This is a genomic window from Catellatospora aurea (genome assembly GCF_042663325.1).
In the GTDB taxonomy this organism is placed as follows: domain Bacteria; phylum Actinomycetota; class Actinomycetes; order Mycobacteriales; family Micromonosporaceae; genus Catellatospora; species Catellatospora aurea.
This window is the reverse complement of record NZ_JBHTAC010000020.1, coordinates 32,574-50,494: the sequence shown is the minus strand read 5'-3', so window position 1 is coordinate 50,494 and position 17,921 is coordinate 32,574. Positions and strand designations below refer to the sequence as shown.

General features: G+C 72.4%; 18 protein-coding genes. 12 read left to right on the top strand and 6 right to left on the bottom strand.

Going from position 1 to position 17,921, the window contains the following annotated elements:
• Positions 1–111 precede the first annotated feature (111 nt).
• A complete protein-coding gene (locus tag ACFQO7_RS20460) occupies positions 112–744 on the bottom strand; it encodes a TIGR03085 family metal-binding protein (RefSeq protein WP_360529458.1) in 633 nt (210 codons plus the stop codon).
• A gap of 190 nt (positions 745–934) precedes the next feature.
• On the opposite strand from ACFQO7_RS20460, the gene ACFQO7_RS20455 reads away from it, so the two are divergent.
• Together ACFQO7_RS20455 and ACFQO7_RS20450 are read left to right on the top strand one after the other, a co-directional pair.
• Entirely contained in the window at positions 935–2,752 is a 1,818-nt protein-coding gene (locus ACFQO7_RS20455; protein WP_376807879.1) for an ABC transporter ATP-binding protein, read from the top strand.
• 22 nt (positions 2,753–2,774) lie between these two features.
• Positions 2,775–4,577, top strand: a complete 1,803-nt coding sequence (locus tag ACFQO7_RS20450) for an ABC transporter ATP-binding protein (RefSeq protein WP_376807828.1) — start codon at positions 2,775–2,777, stop codon at positions 4,575–4,577.
• Between the two features lie 98 nt (positions 4,578–4,675).
• On the opposite strand, the gene rpsD is transcribed toward ACFQO7_RS20450, so the two are convergent.
• Complete coding sequence (gene rpsD, locus ACFQO7_RS20445) at positions 4,676–5,284, bottom strand: 30S ribosomal protein S4 (RefSeq protein WP_376807827.1); 609 nt, start codon at positions 5,282–5,284, stop codon at positions 4,676–4,678.
• A 79-nt stretch (positions 5,285–5,363) separates the two neighbouring features.
• On the opposite strand from rpsD, the gene ACFQO7_RS20440 reads away from it, so the two are divergent.
• Entirely contained in the window at positions 5,364–5,825 is a 462-nt protein-coding gene (locus tag ACFQO7_RS20440) for a hypothetical protein (RefSeq protein WP_376807826.1), read from the top strand.
• A gap of 47 nt (positions 5,826–5,872) precedes the next feature.
• Here the strand turns inward: ACFQO7_RS20440 and ACFQO7_RS20435 are convergent, their stop codons facing one another.
• The 4 genes from ACFQO7_RS20435 to ACFQO7_RS20420 all read right to left on the bottom strand — a co-directional run bounded on the left by ACFQO7_RS20435 (position 5,873) and on the right by ACFQO7_RS20420 (position 9,700).
• Entirely contained in the window at positions 5,873–6,490 is a 618-nt protein-coding gene (locus ACFQO7_RS20435; protein ID WP_376807825.1) for a TetR/AcrR family transcriptional regulator, read from the bottom strand.
• 108 nt (positions 6,491–6,598) lie between these two features.
• Positions 6,599–7,327: an ABC transporter permease gene (locus ACFQO7_RS20430; RefSeq protein ID WP_376807824.1), complete on the bottom strand. Its 729-nt coding sequence runs from the start codon at positions 7,325–7,327 to the stop codon at positions 6,599–6,601.
• Complete coding sequence (locus ACFQO7_RS20425) at positions 7,324–8,082, bottom strand: ABC transporter ATP-binding protein (RefSeq protein WP_376807823.1); 759 nt, start codon at positions 8,080–8,082, stop codon at positions 7,324–7,326. The genes ACFQO7_RS20430 and ACFQO7_RS20425 overlap by 4 nt, the downstream gene beginning before the upstream one ends.
• 124 nt (positions 8,083–8,206) lie before the next feature.
• On the bottom strand, positions 8,207–9,700 hold the full coding sequence (locus ACFQO7_RS20420) for a hypothetical protein (protein WP_376807822.1): 1,494 nt from the start codon (positions 9,698–9,700) through the stop codon (positions 8,207–8,209).
• Between the two features lie 280 nt (positions 9,701–9,980).
• Between ACFQO7_RS20420 and hisI the strand changes: the two genes are divergently transcribed.
• The 9 genes from hisI (at position 9,981) to lgt (ending at position 17,920) form a co-directional block, all read left to right on the top strand.
• Positions 9,981–10,361 carry a phosphoribosyl-AMP cyclohydrolase gene (gene hisI / locus ACFQO7_RS20415; protein ID WP_376807821.1) on the top strand — a complete coding sequence of 127 codons (381 nt, stop codon included), beginning with the start codon at positions 9,981–9,983 and terminating at the stop codon, positions 10,359–10,361.
• Positions 10,358–11,908, top strand: coding sequence for an anthranilate synthase component I (locus ACFQO7_RS20410; RefSeq protein WP_376807820.1), 1,551 nt, complete (start codon positions 10,358–10,360; stop codon positions 11,906–11,908). The genes hisI and ACFQO7_RS20410 overlap by 4 nt, the downstream gene beginning before the upstream one ends.
• Positions 11,909–11,958: 50 nt before the next feature.
• Entirely contained in the window at positions 11,959–12,246 is a 288-nt protein-coding gene (locus ACFQO7_RS20405) for a hypothetical protein (protein WP_376807819.1), read from the top strand.
• Positions 12,230–13,027 (top strand): spermidine synthase, encoded by a 798-nt coding sequence (locus ACFQO7_RS20400; RefSeq protein ID WP_376807818.1) that lies wholly within the window; start codon positions 12,230–12,232, stop codon positions 13,025–13,027. Before ACFQO7_RS20405 ends, ACFQO7_RS20400 begins: the two co-directional genes overlap by 17 nt.
• Before the next feature lie 165 nt (positions 13,028–13,192).
• Positions 13,193–14,050: an indole-3-glycerol phosphate synthase TrpC gene (gene trpC / locus ACFQO7_RS20395; RefSeq protein ID WP_360529629.1), complete on the top strand. Its 858-nt coding sequence runs from the start codon at positions 13,193–13,195 to the stop codon at positions 14,048–14,050.
• Positions 14,051–14,105: 55 nt separating this feature from the next.
• Positions 14,106–15,323, top strand: a complete 1,218-nt coding sequence (trpB, locus tag ACFQO7_RS20390) for a tryptophan synthase subunit beta (RefSeq protein WP_376807817.1) — start codon at positions 14,106–14,108, stop codon at positions 15,321–15,323.
• A 52-nt stretch (positions 15,324–15,375) separates the two neighbouring features.
• Positions 15,376–16,155 (top strand): tryptophan synthase subunit alpha, encoded by a 780-nt coding sequence (gene trpA / locus ACFQO7_RS20385; RefSeq protein ID WP_376807816.1) that lies wholly within the window; start codon positions 15,376–15,378, stop codon positions 16,153–16,155.
• Between the two features lie 225 nt (positions 16,156–16,380).
• Entirely contained in the window at positions 16,381–16,710 is a 330-nt protein-coding gene (locus ACFQO7_RS20380; RefSeq protein ID WP_376807815.1) for a hypothetical protein, read from the top strand.
• 79 nt (positions 16,711–16,789) lie between these two features.
• Positions 16,790–17,920 carry a prolipoprotein diacylglyceryl transferase gene (gene lgt, locus ACFQO7_RS20375; RefSeq protein WP_376807814.1) on the top strand — a complete coding sequence of 377 codons (1,131 nt, stop codon included), beginning with the start codon at positions 16,790–16,792 and terminating at the stop codon, positions 17,918–17,920.
• Position 17,921: the final 1 nt, after the last annotated feature.

Genomic DNA, 17,921 nt, shown 5'->3' with positions numbered 1-17,921 from the left:
GGTAGGCAGTAGTGACGGGGGACACGTTAACTTGGTGTTACCGAAGGGTAATGCTGCGCAGGGGCTTGGGGAACCCCTCGGGAAGATCTTTCTGCGGGTCACGGGGCCGCGTCAGATGCCCAGTCGCGCCCCGCGCAGCCGGCTCGTCAACTCGGGCGGGCCGTCCAGGCTGGCCCGCGCGTGGCCCTGCCGGCCGGTCAGGAACATCAGCAGCTCGCTCGGGGTGCCGGTGAGGTTGAGCGGCTGGGTGCCGGCCCGCCCGGTGGTCACCGTGCCGTGGCCGGGCGAGATCACCCGCACCTGCACCGGGTAGCGGCGCAGCAGCAGCGGCGCGCGCCGCCGCACCTGCCCCCACAGCGCCTCGGACAGTCCCGGCTCCAGCTTGCGCGGCGCCCAGCCGGCGGCCGCCCGCCGCACGTCCTCGTGGTGCACGAACATCTCGGTCAGGTTGATCAGCTCGTCGAGCGGCCCGAACCCGGCGGGGCTCCACCGGGGCGGGCGCCGCAGCTCGGCCAGCAGGGTGTCGAAGTCGCGCGCGGCGATCCGCTGCTGCACCGCCGCGGTGCGGCCGGCCAACCGCTTGATCAGGATGCCCGGGGCCGCGTCGAAACGACGTTCCCGCAGCAGCAGGTGCGCGAGCAGATCGCGCACGGTCCAGTCCCCGCAGAGGGTGGGGGCGTCTGGTCCGACCTCCGCCATCAGGTCGGCCAGAGCTAGCCTTTCAGCGAAGGCGTACCGGGTCATGTCGGCGATCCTACGTACCCTGGAGGCGGTGTGACGCCCGGCACAGGCCATACCCGTTCGCCTGCGCGAGCGGCTTCGGTAAGGATAGGAAGCCAAGCTAATTACTTACCGACCTGACGACGGGGACAAACGAGTGGCAGGGCAGACCGCCGGCGACGAGCCGGCCAAACCGGGGATCACGGGCCGCGACGTGCTCGCCCGCGGTGCACGGGTGATGTGGCGCGGGATCCGGGACGAGCCTCGCCTGTTCGTCATCGCCGTCGTGGGCAGCTGCCTGTTCGGCGCGCTGGTCATCGGGCAGGCCAAAGTGATCGGCTGGCTGGTCGAGGACCTCGTGGTGCCCGCCACCACCGGCGGCGAGGTCGCCGCCGACGTGCTGGTGCTCGGCCCGTCGGTGCTGATCGCGATGGGGCTGGGCAGGGTGGTGGCCATCTTCGGCCGCCGGCTCGGCGCGGGCTTCATGCAGTTCGCCCTGCAGGCCAGGTATCGCCACGCGGTGACCGGCCGCTACCTGCGGCTGCCGGTCTCCTGGCACCAGCGCCACGCCACCGGCACGCTGCTGTCCAACGCCAACTCCGACGTCGAGGCCGCCTGGTTCCCGGTAGCCCCGCTGCCGTTCGCGGTCGGCACCGTGTTCATGCTGGTCACCGCAGTGATTGTGCTGTTCGCCGTGGACTGGGCGCTGGCCCTGGTCGGGCTGGTCGTCTTCCCGGTGCTGTTCGTGATGAACGTGGTCTTCTCCCGCCGGATGGCTCCGCGCCAGGCCCACGCGCAGCACATGCGGGCCGAGGTCGCCGCGATCGCGCACGAGAGCTTCGACGGCGCGCTCGTGGTCAAGACGATGGGCCGCGAAGACCTGGAGACCCGCCGCTTCGCCCAGCGGGCCGGCGAGCTGCGCGACGCGCTGATCAGCGTCGGCCGGCTGCGCGGGCTGTTCGATCCGCTGATGGAGTCGCTGCCGTTCCTCGGCACGCTGCTGGCGCTGCTGGTCGGCGCGTGGCGGCTGGACCAGGGCGCGATCGAGCTGGAGCAGCTGGTGCAGGTGACCTTCCTGTTCACCGTGCTGGCGTTCCCGGTGCGGGCCATCGGCTGGGTGCTCGGCGACCTGCCTCGCTCGGTCGCGGGCTGGGACCGGGTCGAGCACGTGCTGGAGTCGACCGGGCAGATGCCGTACGGCACGCAGCGCCTGCCCGGGACCGGCGCGGCCGAACTGAGCTTCCGCAACGTGGACTTCGCGTACGAGCCGGCGCAGCCGGTGCTGCACGACGTGACCTTCACCCTGCCCGCCGGGCGCACCGTGGCGCTGGTCGGACCGACCGGTTCCGGCAAGTCGACCATCGCGACCCTGGCCGCTCGCCTGCTCGACCCCGACCAGGGGCAGATCGCCCTCGACGGGGCCGACGTGCGCGGACTCACCGCGGCGTCGCTGGCCGGGACCGTCGCGCTGGTGCCGCAGATCGCGTTCGTCTTCGACGACACGGTGCGCGGCAACGTCGCGCTGGACCGGCCCGGCGTCGACGACGACCGGGTGGCGCAGGCGCTGGCCACGGCGCAGGCCGACACGTTCGTCGCGCGGTTGCCCGAGCACCTGGACACTCAGCTCGGTGAGCGCGGCACGTCGTTGTCGGGCGGGCAGCGCCAGCGGCTCACGCTGGCCCGGGCGCTGGCCGGGCAGCCGCGGCTGCTCGTGCTCGACGACGCGACCAGCGCCGTCGACCCGCGAGTGGAGGCGCGCATCCTCGCCTCGCTGCGCGAGTCCGCGCACACCGCCACGATCCTGGTCGTCGCGTACCGCCGGGCGACCATCGCGCTCGCCGACGAGGTCGTCTACATCGAGTCCGGCCGCGTGGTCGCGACCGGCACGCACGAACAGCTGCTGGCCACGGTGAGCGGATACGCAGACCTGGTCACCGCGTACGAGAAGGCCGAGGAGGAGCGCGAGCGCGAGCGCGTCTACGACGACGCCGACGTGTCCGCGACCGCTGAGCAAGAGGGGGTCGCCGCGTGAGCGAGCGGAGCGAGGAGAAGGCGTGAGCGCGTCAGCTGTCACCGAGAACGGCCGGTCCGAGTCGGCCTGGGCGACCTTCCGGCGGGGGGTGTCGCTGTCGCCCGAGCTCAAGGCGGGGCTGGCCGGCACGCTCGGGCTGGCGCTGGTGGCGATGATCGGCCGGGCGGCGGTGCCGGTCGCGGTGCAGCAGGGCATCGACCGCGGGCTGGGCGTCGAGACCGGCCACCTCGACATGGGTGTGATCGCGGCCGTCGTCGCCGTCACCGCGCTGATCCTGGTGATCACCACGGCCTGCGGCTACTTCATGATGCGGCGGTTGTTCACGGTCAGCGAGACCGCGCTGGCCAACATCCGGGTGCGCACGTTCCGGCACATCCACGACCTGTCCATGCTGCACCAGCAGTCCGAGCGCCGCGGGACCATGGTGTCCCGGGTGACCAGCGACGTCGACTCGATCACGCAGTTCATCCAGTGGGGCGGCGTGATCCTCATGGTCAACGGCGGCCAGCTGGTGGTCACCACGATCGTGATGGCGTTCTATTCGTGGCAGCTCACGCTGGTGGTGCTGGCCGCGTTCCTGCCCGCGGTGATCGTCATCCGGGCGTTCCAGAAGCGGCTGTCCGGCGCGTACGCCGAGAACCGCAAGCGGATCGGCGTGATGCTCGGGGCGATTTCCGAGTCCGTGGTGGGCGCGTCGGTGATCCGGGCGTACGGCGTCTCGGCGCGCAGCGGCGCGAAGCTGTCCGAGACCATCGACGACTACCAGCACGCGCAGCGCCGAGCCCTGCGCATCAGCGTCACCAGCTTCTCCACCGGCGAGATCGCGGCCGCGCTGGCGCTGGCGTCGGTGGTGCTGGTCGGCGTCCGGCTCGGCGTCGCGGGCCAGATCACCCTCGGCGAGATGACCGCGTTCCTGTTCCTGGTGACGCTGTTCATCCAGCCGGTGCAGATCGCCACCGAGGTGCTCAACGAGGCGCAGAACGCGGTCGCGGGCTGGCGGCGGCTGCTGGACGTCATGGACCTCAAGCCGGACGTCGCCGACCCCGCCGAGCAGGGCGTGGACCTGCCGGACGGCCCGCTGGACGTCAGCTTCGAGCGGGTCAGCTTCAGCTACCCGATCGACGGCGAGCCCGGCCCGCGGGTGCTGCACGAGGTGCACCTCGACATCGTCGCGAAGACCCGGGTCGCCGTGGTCGGCGAGACCGGCAGCGGCAAGACCACGTTCGCGAAGCTGCTCACCCGCCTGATGGACCCGAGCGAAGGCCGGGTGCTGCTGTCCGGCACCCCGCTGACCGACGTGCGGTTCGGCTCGCTGCGCAGCCGCGTGGTGATGGTCCCCCAGGACGGCTTCCTGTTCGACGCGACGGTCGCCGAGAACGTGCGCTTCGCCCGCCCCGACCTCACCCAGGCTCAGCTGGAGCAGGCCTTCACCGACCTGGGCCTGCTCGACTGGGTCCAGGGCCTGGCCCACGGCCTGGACACCCCCGTCGGCGAACGAGGCGAGGCCCTCAGCGTCGGCGAACGCCAGCTCGTCGCCCTGGCCCGCGCCTACGTGGCCGACCCCGACCTCCTGGTCCTCGACGAGGCCACCAGCGCCGTCGACCCCGCCACCGAGGTCCGCCTCCAACGCACCCTCGACGCGGTCACCCGAGGCCGCACCACGGTCGCCATCGCCCACCGCCTCTCCACCGCCCAAGCCGCCGACGAGGTCATCGTCGTCGACAAGGGCGTAGTGATCCAACGAGGCCACCACGACACCCTCGTCACCGCCGAGGACTCCGTCTACGCCAAGCTCTACGCCTCCTGGCTCGAACAGACCCGCTGACCCCAGACCGCGACGATCTTGCGCGAACTGTTGGGGACCTGCCCGTCACGGGCGTGTCATACCCACGGTTCAAGCAAGATCGTCGCGGTTTCGGCGGGTCAGCGGGAGTAGAACTCGACGACGAGTTGCTCGTCGCAGATGACGGGGATCTCGGTGCGTTGCGGCTCGCGGGTGAGGGTGGCGCGCAGGTCGGTCAGGCTCACCTCGAGGTAGGGGGCCGTGGGGCCGTCGAGGTGGGCGCCGGCGGCGGCGATCTGGAACGGGGGCTTGGCGCGGCTGCGCTCGCGGACGGTGATGGTCTGCCAGGGCTTCACGCGGTACGAGGGGCGGTCCACCTTCTGGCCGTCCACGGCGATGTGGCCGTGGCCGACTGCCTGGCGGGCCTGGTAGATGGTGCGGGCGAAGCCGGCGCGCAGCACCAGGGCGTCGAGGCGGCACTCCAGGGCGATCAGCAGGGTCTCGCCGGTCTTGCCGGAGCTGCGGGCGGCCTTGTCGAACTGGTTGCGCAGCTGGGTCTCGCTGATGAAGTACTGGTGGCGCAGGCGCTGCTTCTCCAGCAGCCGGACCTGGTAGTCGGAGGGCTTCTTGCGAACCCGCCCGTGCACGCCCGGCGGGAACGGCCGGCGCTCGAAGTACTTCACGCACTTACGGGTCAGCGGGATGCCGAGTGCCCGGGACAGCTTCGCCTTGGGCCGCGCTTGGTTCACGAGGGTGCCTCCAACGTCCGAACGTCATAGGTTAGGCTCGCCTAACGAAGGTAAGCCTAACCGATGTTGGAGGACCGCCGTGCCGCACCCCGCCGAGATCGCCCGCACCCTGACCGCCGGCCGCCTGCCCGGCGTGGCCCAGGTGCCGTTCCACGCCAGCCCGTACCGGGTGCGCCACGCCACCGACCACGAAGGACGCCCGATGCTGCTGTGCCGCGAGGGCGGCCGGCTCGACAGCGCGCTGCGCCCGCGCGACGGGGAGGGCGACGACACCGCCGTCGTGCTCGCGGTGGGGGAGTCCCGCGGGGCGCGAGTCTGGGTGTCGGGCTGGGCCACCGCGCTGGAGGGCATCGAGGCCCGCGCCGCGGCCCTGGAGTTCGCCGCGGTGAACCCGGTCAGCGACCTGCTCGACGTGGACCGGGGCTTCCGGCTGTACCGGATGGACGTCGCCGAGGTGCGGCTGGAGTGCCCGGCCGGGCACCTGACCGAGATCGACGTCGAGGACTACGCGGCGGCCGAGCCCGCGGCCTCGGTGGCCTGACCGGCCCTGGCGCACCCCGGGCCGGTGGCCCCGGCCTGGGTGCCGCGTCACGGCAGGATCGCTTCGCCCTGGCCGAGGTCGCCGGTGATGTAGCGCTGCAGGTTCGGCGCGACGGCGGCGACCACCTGGTCGGCCGACAGCGAGGCCAGCGGTTCGAGCTTCATGATGTATCGCATCAGGGCCAGCCCGCTGATCTGGCTGGCGACCAGCGAGGCGCGCAGCGGGGCGTCCGCCGTGTCGAGCTTCAACTCGGTCTGCACCCGGCGCAGGATCTGCGTGGTCAGGAACTCGCGCAGCAGGCGCATGGTCCACTCGTTGCTCATCGCGGAGCGGACCAGCGACGCCCCGATCGCCCCGACCGGCGAGTCCCAGATCGTCACGAAGACGCGCGCCAGGCGTACCCCCGCCTCGTCCTTGCCCCCCGCCACGACCTGCTCGATCAGCTCCCGCGGGTCCATCGGGAACTGCATCGTGGCGACGAAGAGCTGTTCCTTGGTGCCGAAGTAGTGGTGCACCAGGGCCGGGTCGACCTCGGCCGCGGCGGCGATGGCGCGCATCGTCGCGGCGTCGAAGCCCTTCTCCGCGAAAAGCTCGCGCGCCGCGGCCAGGATGGCCTCGCGGGTGTCGGGGTTGCCCGGCCGGCGCCCGGTGCGGCTGCGCTTCATCTCGCCCTTCCTCGGTACGCGGCGCGTCCCCGGCCTGCCGAAGGCGGCCTGCCGGGGACGTCCGTGCTCGTCGGTGACGATTCTTCCGGACGGGCCGGGCGGGTGGTGTCAGGGGGTGCGGCGGCGCAGCGTGCCCGCCGCGGCGACCAGCGCCACCACCACCGCACCGGCGACGATGGCGAAGTCACGCCACATGGTGCCGGTCGGCTCGGCGTGCGCGCCGACCTCCTGCAACGCCTCGACCGCGTACGTCAGCGGCAGCACGTCGCTGATCGCCTGCAGCCAGCCCGCCATCAGCTCGCGCGGCACGAACAGCCCGCACAGCAGCAGCTGCGGCACCGCGAGCACCGGCATGAACTGCACCGCCTGGAACTCCGTCTTGGCGAACGCGCTGGCCAGCAGGCCGAGCGCCATGCCCAGCACCGCGTTGGCCACCGCGATCATCACGACGTACCCGGCCGCGCCCTGGGTGTCCAGGTCGAGCAGCAGGTACGCGAGCCCGGTCGCGAAGCCCGCCTGCACCGCCGCGGCCACCCCGAAGGCGAGGCCGTAGCCGAAGAGCAGGTCGGTCTTGCGCAGCGGGGTGGTCAGCAGCCGCTCCAGCGTGCCGGTGGTGCGCTCGCGCAGCATGGCGATGCTGGTGATCAGGAACATGATGATGAACGGGAAGATGCCCAGCATGATCAGTGCGATGTGGTCGAAGACGCCCGCCTGGCTGTCGTACATGAAGTAGAGCAGCGTCAGCAGCAGGGTCGGCACGGCCACCAGCATCGCCACGGTACGGCGGTCGTGGCGCAGCTGGCGCAGGATACGCCCGGTGGTGTGCAGCAGGATCATGACGGGACCTCGCTCGCTTCGCCGGTGGCGCGCGGGGCGGGCACGCCGCCCTGACGCCGGATCAGGGTGAGGAAGGCCTGGTCCAGGTCGTCCGTGCCGGCGGACGCCTTGACCGCGGCGGGAGTGTCGTCGGCGATCAGCAGGCCCTCGCGGATGAGCAGCAGCCGGTCGCAGCGGTTGGCCTCGTCCATCACGTGGCTGGACACCACCAGGGTCGAGCCGCGCTCGGCGAGCTCGCGGAACTGCGCCCACAGCTCGTCGCGCAGGACCGGGTCCTGCCCGACGGTCGGCTCGTCGAGGATCAGCACCTTCGGCTTGCTGACGATCGCGCAGGCCAGCGAGGCCCGGCTGCGCTGCCCGCCGGACAGGTTCCCGACCAGCTGCGACGACGCCTCGGCCAGGCCCACGTCCCGCACCGCGGCATCGGCCTCGGCCTGGCCGAGCCCGTAGAGCGCGGCGAAGTAGCGGGCGTTCTCGCGCACCGTCAGGTCGGCGTACACGCTGGGGGCCTGCGTCAGGTAGCCGATCTCCTTGCGCAGCTTCGCGTCGCCCGCCGGGCGGCCCAGCACGGTGACCGTGCCCGAGCGGACCACCTGGACGCCCACGATCGCGCGCATCAGCGTGGTCTTGCCGCTGCCGGACGGCCCGAGCAGGCCGGTCACGCTGCCTTCCGGGATCGTGCAGCTCAGGCCGTGCAGCACGGGCCTGGCTCCCCGGTGTACGACGAGGTCGGCGACCTCGATCGCGGATGTCATGGGGTCCTCCGTAGGAATTCAACGCTTGTTGAACTCAACGGTAGGTGAATTCTGCGCGCCTGGCAATGCGCCGATGTGGACCGCGATCCCGGAGGGCCGCCGAGACGGCCCTCCGGGTTCCGGCTCAGAGTGCGAGCACGCGGTCGAGGAAGTTCTTGTAACCGCGCATGGCGATCCGCATCGCCTCGGTGTCCGGGGCCGCGCCGTGGCGCGGGTCCAGGTCGCCCTGCTCCGCCAGCAGCTGCGCGGCCAGCGCCGACACCGCCTCGCTGACCAGCGCCTGCGCGTCGTTCAGCGCCGACTCGGGCTCGTCCACGAACCGGGTCTGCACCTCGCGCCACGCGTCGCGGAAGCGCTGCGCCTGCTCCGCCTCCCACACCGCGATCGGCGTCTCCGTCACGTCCCCCGGCCGCAACGCGGTCGCGGTCGGCGCCACCTGGGCCACGTCCGACTCCTCGTCGTCGTTCTCGTCGTCGTCGTCCTCGGCCGCGGCGTCGATCCCCCCGACCGGCGCCACCTCCGCCTCGTCGGCGACCTCGTCGGCGACCTCGGCGGACGCCTCCTCGACGGCCGGCTCCGCGACCTCCTCGGCCGGAACTTCGACCGGCTCCATCACGGCGTCGACGATGTCGTCGTCCTCGTCGGCTTCGGTCGCCTCGGCCACCAGGTCGGCTTCGGCTTCGGTCGCATCGTCCGCTTCGGCCTCCGCGTCCACCTCTGCGACGTCCTCAGCCTGCGCGACGTCGTCGGCCTCCGCGTCCACCTCCGCGTCCGCGTCGGCGTCCGCGTCCACCTGCGCGTCGGCTTCCGCTTCCGGCTCCTCGTCGTCGTCCGCGGCGTCCCCGGTCTCGGCCGTCTCGTCGGCTTGCGCGTCGGCCGCCTCGACCGCGTCCTCGTCGTCCTCGTCGTCAGCCTCGGCGGACTCGGCCAGGTCGGTCTCGGCGGACTTGCCGCCGTCGGCCTGCCCGTCGATCGCGGCCTCGTCCACGCCCTCCAGGGACTCGTCGGCGTCGGCCCGCGCGTCAGCCGTCGCGTCGGCGGCGGCCTCCTCGGCGGTGTCCTCGGCTTCGGCGTCGACGTCGGTCGCCGTTTCGGCGGCCTCCGCGTCGTCCGCGTCGTCCGCGTGGGCTTCGAGCCCATCGTGGCTCTCGTCGTCGGCCTGCGCCTCGGGCTCGTCGCCCTCGGCCTGGGCCTCGGGCTGGTCGTCGCCGTCCGTCTCCGCCTCGGCGTCGGTGGGCTCCGCTGCCGCGGTGTCCGCCTCGGCTTCGGGAGACTCGTCGGCGTCGGCCGTCCCGTCAGGGGTGTCGTCCGCGTCGGCTGCCGCCTGCGGAGCGTCGTCCTCGTCGGACTGCTCCTCGTCCACGTCGGCTTCCGCCTGCGGGGTCTCGTCGTCGGCTTCGGCTGCCGGCTCCTCGGGGCCGTCGGCCGTCTCGTCGGCCCTCGGGGCGAGGGTGGGCAGCTCGCTGGTCTGGGCCAGCAGCGCGGCCTGCTGGTGCGGGCTCAGCTGCAGGGTGGGCTCGAGCTCGTCGGCGGCCTCGGCCGCGGGCGCCGGCTGCTGCGCCGGTGGGATGAAGGTGGGGATGTGCGCCGGGAGCGGCGCGAAGTGGGGGTTGGTCATGCGATTCCTCGGCTCTCGCGGTGGGGGAGAGCGCCCGCGGGCGCTGCGCGCAGATGCCCGACAAGGTACCGCCGGGCTGCCCGTTCTCGCTTCCTCCCAGCGTCCAAAACTGTGACCGGGGCCACCATGATCACTCGACGTGCCTGGCAGTCGTGGGTGAGCCGGACCAAGATACGCACGAATGCCTGGCAAGTCGGACGATCATGGTGGAAGCGGACGGCGGTGAGACGTCGGCCGCACCGGCGCGGCGGCGCGGCAGGCGGTGAGGGAGAATTCGCTTGTGTCAGGGACCGAGCAGCTGGATCCGCGGATCGCCAACCGTCTGAAGCGTGATCGCGACGGGCTCGTCGCGGCCGTCGTGCGCCAGTACGACACCGGTGAGGTGCTGATGCTGGCCTGGATGGACGACGAGGCGCTGCGCCGCACGCTGTCCACCGGCCGGGCCACCTACTGGTCGCGCAGCCGCGGGGAGTACTGGGTGAAGGGCGCGACCTCCGGCCACCACCAGTTCGTGAAGTCCGTGGCGCTGGACTGCGACGGTGACGCGCTGCTGGTCAGCGTGGATCAGGTCGGCCCGGCGTGCCACACCGGCACCCGCACCTGCTTCACCGACGAGCTCCCGGTCGAGGCCGGAGCCGAGCGGAGCGAGGTGACGGCGTGAGCGCCGCGAGCAGTGGGACGGTCAGCCCCGACCTGGCCGGGTTCCGGGCGCGGGCGGCCCGTCGCCGGGTGGTGCCGGTGACGCGCCGGCTGCTGGCCGACGCGGAGACGCCGGTCGGCGTGTACCGCAAGGTGGCCGGGGGACCGGGGACCTTCCTGCTGGAGTCCGCCGAGCAGGGCGCGGGCGCGGCGGGCACGGCCTGGTCGCGCTACTCGTTCATCGGGGTGCGCAGCCTGGCGACGCTGACCGAGCGCGGCGGGCAGGCGCACTGGCTGGGCAGCCCCCCGGACGGCGTGCCGGTCAAGGGCGACCCGGTGAGCGTGCTCCGGGCCACCGTCGCCGCGCTGACCGGCCCCGACGCCGACGACGAGGGGCTGCCGCCGCTGACCGGGGGACTGGTCGGCTTCCTGTCGTACGACCTGGTGCGCCGGTTCGAGCGGCTGCCGCGACTGGCCGACGACGATCTGCACGTGCCGGAGCTGGGCCTGTTCCTGGCCACCGACCTGGTGGTGCTGGACCACTTCCTGGGCCAGGCGATCGTGGTCGCCAACGCGGTGCTGCCCGAGCACGCCGACGACGAGCAGATCGCGGCGGCCTACCACCACGCGATCGGCCGGCTCGACGCGATGACGACGGCGCTGTCCCGGCCCACGCCGCCGATGATCTCCACGGTGACCGCGGTGCGGCCCGCCGAGCTGGTGTCGCGCACCCCGTCCGGCGAGTTCGGCAAGGCGGTGGAGGTCGCCAAGGAGGCGATCCGGGCCGGCGACTGCTTCCAGATCGTGGTCTCGCAGCGCTTCGAGACACGCACCGAAGCCGACCCGCTCGACGTCTACCGGGTGCTGCGGGCCACCAACCCCAGCCCGTACATGTACCTGCTGCGCTTCGACGACTTCGACATCGTCGGGTCGTCCCCCGAGGCCCACGTGAAGATCGCCAAAGGCGACGACGGCGTACGCCGCGCGCTGCTGCACCCGATCGCGGGCACCCGGCCGCGGGGCGAGACCCCGGAGGCCGACGCGGCGCTGGCCGCGGAGCTGATCGCGGACCCGAAGGAGCGCTCCGAGCACGTCATGCTCGTCGACCTGGGCCGCAACGACCTGGGCCGGGTGTCGCGCGCGGGCACCGTCGAGGTGCCGGAGTTCGCCACCGTCGAGCGCTACAGCCACGTCATGCACATCGTCTCGACCGTGGTCGGCGAGCTGCGCGAGGGCGTCTCGCCGCTGGACGCGCTGGCCGCCACGTTCCCGGCGGGCACGCTGTCCGGCGCGCCGAAGGTGCGTGCCATGGAGATCATCGAGGAGCTGGAGCCGACCCGGCGCGGCCTGTACGGCGGCACGGTCGGCTACTTCGGCTTCGGCGGCGACCTGGACATGGCGATCGCGATCCGCACCGCGCTGCTGCGCGACGGCGTCGCGTACGTGCAGGCCGGGGCCGGGGTGGTGGCCGACTCCGATCCGGCCGCCGAGGAGCTGGAGACGCAGAACAAGGCGATGGCCGTGCTGGCCGCGATCGCCACCGCGCAGACCCTGCGGGCCGCCCGATGACCGCCGACCCGCACGCCGCGGCTCCCGTGAGTGACCGCGGGGCGGAACCGGTGGCGGCGGACGAGGGGCGGCGCGCCCGCTCCCGGCGTACCCGATGGATCGTGGTCGTGGTGCTCGCGGCCCTGGTGACGTTGTGGTTCGTGCCCGGCGGCGCGGTGTCGTGGGTGCGTCCCGCGCTGCTCGCGCTCGCCGCGGGCGTGGTCGCGGTCTGGTACTGGCGGCGCTCCGGCAGCCACGCCCGGCGCACGGCACCGGCCGCGCCGCGCGCCGAGGACACCCGCGACCTGTGGGACGCACTCGACCGGGGCGAGGACCTCACCGATGATCCGCGGGTCTGACCGGGCGCTGATCGTCCGGGTGGACACCGGCACCGCCGAGCTGATCCCCGACCCGGACCTGCCCGACGCCTGGCTGCTGAAACTCAACGGCACCGCGCAGTCGCACGTCGACCTCAACGACCCGACGCTGATCGCGTTCGACTACATCCGCCGCTTCGCCGACGTCATCGACGCGGTCGCCCCGCCCGGCGCGCTCGACGTGCTGCACCTCGGCGGCGGCGCGCTCACCCTGCCCCGCTGCCTCTCGGCGATGCGCCCCGGCAGCGGCCAGCGCGTAGTCGAACTGGACCGCGCCCTCGCCGACCTGATCACCACCCGCCTGCCACTGGACGACCCCGACATCGAGCTGGTCATCGCCGACGCCCGCGCCGCCCTGGAACAGGCCGACCCCGCCTCGGCCGACGTGATCGTCGCCGACATCTTCACCGGCAACAAGGTCCCCCCGCACGTCAGCACCGTCGAGTTCGCCCAGGCCGCACGCCGTGTCCTACGCCCCGGCGGCTGGTACCTCGCCAACATCATGGACGTGGCCCCCCTGACCACCGCCCGCCGGCAGGCCGCCACCCTACGCGAGGTCTTCACCCAGGTGGCCGTCGTCGCCGACGCCGCCCTGCTCCGGGGCAGAGGCACCGGCAACCTCCTCATGGTCGCCGGCGAGGACCCCGACGGCATCCGCAAACTCACCCGGCGCATAGCCGCCGACCCCACCCGGGCCCGCGTCGAACACGGCCCCCGCCTCGCCGACTTCATCCGCACCGCCCAGCCCAGACGCGACGGGTAACCCCCGCGATCGGCTGAGAGGCCGATCGCCGCGTCCGCCGGAGGCGGACGCCAGAAGCAGAGCATTATGCACTAGCCCAATTGGTGAGGCACGCCATACCCCGTTCACCTTGCGCGGTGGGGCAGTGCCTAGAGTCTGGCCATGGCATCCGACGAGCTGAGCAGCATGGAGCCTGGCGAGCCGGCCCCGAGCGCATCGATGCGAGACAGCGGCGGCAGCGTGCTCGACGAGATCATCGCGGGGGTCCGTGAGGACGTCGAGGCGCGCCAGAACCAGGTCTCCATGGACGAGATCAAGAAGCGCGCGGCGGCTGCCGCGCCACCCCTGGACGCGTACGCGGCGCTGCGCCGTTCCGGCGTCGGTGTGATCGCCGAGGTCAAGCGCTCGTCGCCCTCCAAGGGCGCGCTGGCGGAGATCCCGGACCCGGCGGAGCTGGCCGCGGAGTACGAGGCGGGCGGCGCCCGCGCGGTGAGCGTGCTGACCGAGGGCCGCTGGTTCGGCGGTTCGCTGGACGACCTGGCCGCGGTGCGGGCGCGCCTGCAGATTCCGGTGCTGCGCAAGGACTTCATCTGCTCGGCGTACCAGGTGCACGAGGCGCGGGCGTACGGCGCGGACCTGGTGCTGCTGATCGTGGCGGCGCTGGAGCAGAAGGTGCTGACGGGCCTGCTGGACCGCATCGAGTCGCTGGGCATGACCCCGCTGGTCGAGGTGCACACCGAGGAGGAGGCGGACCGGGCCCTGGAGGCCGGTGCCCGCGTCATCGGCGTGAACGCCCGCAACCTGCGCACACTTGAGGTGGACCGGACGGTGTTCGAGCGGATCGCACCCGGCCTGCCCAACAGCGTCCTCAAGATCGCCGAGTCGGGGGTGCGGGGTCCGCTGGACCTGATCAAGTACGCCTCGGCGGGCGCGGACGCGGTGCTCGTCGGGGAGGGCCTGGTGACCCAGAAGAGCCCGCGCGACGCGGTCGCCGAACTCGTCAACGCCGGCAACCACCCCGCAACGCCGCGGCCGACCCGCTGACGCTTCGCTGGACCGCCCCGAGCCTTCGGGGCGGCGTACGCCGAAGGAGGGGCACATGCTGCCCGACGACAGGGGCCACTTCGGCCCGTACGGCGGCCGGTTCGTCCCGGAGGCGCTGATCGCGGCGCTGGACGAGCTGGACGCGCACTACCGCAAGGCGATGGCGGACCCCGAGTTCACCGGCGAATTCGAGCGGATGCTGCGCGAGTACGCGGGCACCCCGTCCCTGCTGTACGACGCCACGCACCTGTCGGCCCACGTCGGCGACGTGCGCATCCTGCTCAAGCGCGAGGACCTCAACCACACGGGCGCGCACAAGGTGCGCAACGTGCTCGGCCAGGCCCTGCTGACCAAGCGCATGGGCAAGGGCCGGGTCATCGCCGAGACCGGCGCGGGTCAGCACGGCGTCGCCAGCGCGACCGCCGCGGCGTACCTCGACCTCGAGTGCGTGGTCTACATGGGCGAGGTCGACACCAAGCGGCAGGCCCTGAACGTGGCCCGGATGAAGATGCTCGGGGCGACGGTCATCCCGGTGACGACCGGCTCGCGCACCCTGAAGGACGCCATCAACGAGGCGCTGCGCGACTGGGTCACCAACGTCGACGACACCCACTACCTGCTGGGCACCGCGGCGGGCCCGCACCCGTTCCCGGCGATGGTGCGCGACTTCGTGCGTGGCATCGGTGTCGAGGCGCGGGCGCAGTGCCTGGCACAGACCGGCGCGCTGCCGGACGCGGTCGCGGCCTGCGTGGGCGGCGGCTCCAACGCGATCGGCATGTTCCACGCGTTCGTCCCCGACGAGGCGGTGCGGCTGTACGGCTTCGAGGCCGGCGGCGACGGTATCGAGACCGGCCGGCACGCGGCGAGCATCACCGGCGGCAGCCACGGCGTGCTGCACGGCTCCCGGTCGTACCTGCTGCAGGACGACGACGGCCAGACCATCGAGTCGCACTCGATCTCGGCGGGGCTGGACTACCCGTCGGTCGGCCCCGAGCACGCCTGGCTGCACGACCAGGGCCGGGCCCGCTACCAGCCGGTCACCGACGCCGAGGCGATGGACGCGTTCGCGCTGCTGTGCCGCACCGAGGGCATCATCCCGGCGATCGAGAGCGCGCACGCGCTGGCCGGCATGCTGCGCGAGATCCCGGCCCTGCGTCAGGAGCTGGGCCACGAGCCGACGGTGATCGTGAACCTGTCCGGCCGCGGCGACAAGGACATGCACACCGCGGGCGAGTACTTCGGCCTGTTCGACAGCGGGGAAGTGATCGGGTGAGCGCGAGGAGTGAGCGTAGCGAGCCCCGCAGTCGCGAACGAAAGGTGACACAGTGAGCGTCAGCGTCGCTTTCGAGAAGGCGCGGGCCGAGGGGCGGGCGGCCCTGGTCGGCTACCTGCCCGCCGGGTTCCCGTCGGTGGCCGAGGGCATCGCCGCGGTCAAGGCCATGATCGAGTCCGGGGTCGACCTGGTGGAGATCGGCCTGCCGTACTCCGATCCGGTTATGGACGGCCCGGTCATCCAGCGGGCCACCGAGCAGGCGCTGGCCGGGGGTGTGCGCACCCGCGACGTGCTGCACACCGTCGAGGCCGTCTCCGGCGCGGGCGTGCCCGTGCTGATCATGAGCTACTGGAACCCGATCGAGAAGTACGGCGTCGACGCGTTCGCCCGGGACCTGGCCGCCGCCGGCGGCTCCGGCCTGATCACCCCGGACCTGATCCCCGACGAGGCGCAGGAGTGGCTGGCCGCCTCCGAGGCGCACAAGCTCGACCGGATCTTCCTGGTCTCCCCGTCGTCGACGGATGAGCGCATCGCGATGACCGTGGCGCACTGCCGCGGCTTCGTGTACGCCACCGCGGTCATGGGTGTCACCGGGGCCCGCGACAGCACCTCCAGCGCCGCCCCGACCCTGGTCGCCCGGGTCAAGGCCGCCGCGGGCAACCTGCCCGTCGGCGTCGGCCTCGGCGTGCGCAGCGGCGCCCAAGCCGCCGAGGTCGGCGCGTACGCCGACGGCGTCATCGTCGGCAGCGCCCTCGTCTCGGCCCTCGCCGACGGCGGCCTCCCCGCCCTCCGCACCCTCACCCAAGACCTCCGCTCCGGCCTCACCCCCTAGGCTTTACCGGGTCGATCATGAACTTATGGCAGGGTTCGACGGTGTGTCGCCGCCATAACTTCATGATCGACCGAGTGGGTGGCGGGCGCGGCGCTGGCATGGGTGTGTTTCGATCGGCCGTGACTGAACGCGGCGACGGGCCCAGCGGCTTCCGGTAGCTGCCAGGAATGACCTGGCGGCTACCGGAAGGAGCCGCTTTGTCCCGTTCTGTCCGGACATTTCTCCATGAATCACCAGCGGACGACGCCCGCCACACTGCCTGCGCTGCGGGTGGCCGAGCTTTGCGATCTGCGATACAGCCATGCCTGCCTGCGCGACGCCCGCCGGGAGGGGCGCCGTCCACGGCCGCAGCGTCTGCGCCACCGGGTGGAGGTCCACCGTTTTGCCCGCTGGCGTCCCGGTGACGCCGACGCGGGCCGCTTCGCCCGCGAGGAGGAGCGCAAGGCCCGCCAGCGCCTGCGCCGCGCCCTCCGCATGGCCGTGCGCGACCCGCACCACCCCGACCTCGACATCCCCCCGTTCCACCACCGCAACGGCGCCCAGTGGCTCGTCTGACCGGAATCCGTCAGATCGATCATGAAGTTAGGCCGGCGACACGCCGTCGAACCCGCCCATAAGTTCATGATCAGCCGAAATGAGGGGACGGGCGGGGGTGTGGAGTTGGGGGGTGGGGGCGGTAGGGTTCTGGCTCGTGAACCTCGCCTCCATCCCGTCCCCGTCCACGGCGGTCTGGCAACTCGGACCCGTGCCGCTGCGGGCGTACGCGCTGTGCATCATCGCGGGCATCGTGCTCGCCTGCATCGTCACCGACCGGCGGATGCGCAGCCGGGGTGCCCCGCCGTGGGCCGTGCTCGACATCGCCGTGTGGGCGGTGCCGTTCGGCATCGTCGGCGCGCGCATCTACCACGTGCTCAGCTCGCCCGACGCGTACTTCGGCGCGGGCGGCGACCTGGTCAAGGCGCTCTACATCTGGGAGGGCGGCCTCGGCATCTGGGGCGGCGTCGCGGGTGGCGCGGTCGGCGCCTGGCTGGCCTGCCGCCAGCTCGGCATGTCGTTCAGCTTCGTGGCCGACACCATCGCGGTCGGGCTGCCGCTGGCGCAGGCCGTGGGCCGGCTCGGCAACTGGTTCAACAACGAGCTGTACGGCGGCAAGACCGACCTGCCGTGGGGCCTGCAGGTGCACGTCATGTCCGACACCCAGCCCGGCCAGGCCATGCTCGGCCCGGACGGCGAGCCCGAGCTGCGGGAGGGCCTCTACCACCCGACGTTCCTCTACGAGCTGCTGTGGAACCTCGGCGTCGCCGGTGTCGTGTACGCCCTCGACAAGCGCTTCAAGTTCGGCCGCGGCCGCGCCTTCGCGTTGTACGTGATGCTGTACACCCTGGGCCGCGGCTGGATCGAGGCGATGCGCACCGACACCGCCACGATGATCGGCGGCATGCGCCTCAACGTCTGGACTTCAATCATCGTCTTCCTCGGCGCGGCGGCGTTCTTCTTCCTCCGCAAGGGCCCGCAGGAGTTCCTGATCCCGAACGTCGACGCCGACGGCGAGCCCGTCAAGGGCTTCACCATCGTCACCGAGGCGCAGTACCAGGCCTTCCTGGCCGACGGCACCCGCCCCGACGCCGCCGCCCCGGGCGACGGCGGCGAGGACGGCGACAGCACGCCGAAGGCCGTGTCGGACGAGTTCGACGACCCCTCCGACAGCGCTGCTGACCAGGGCTCGGACTTGTCCGCGCAGAAGACCTCCTCGACGAAGGACTGAG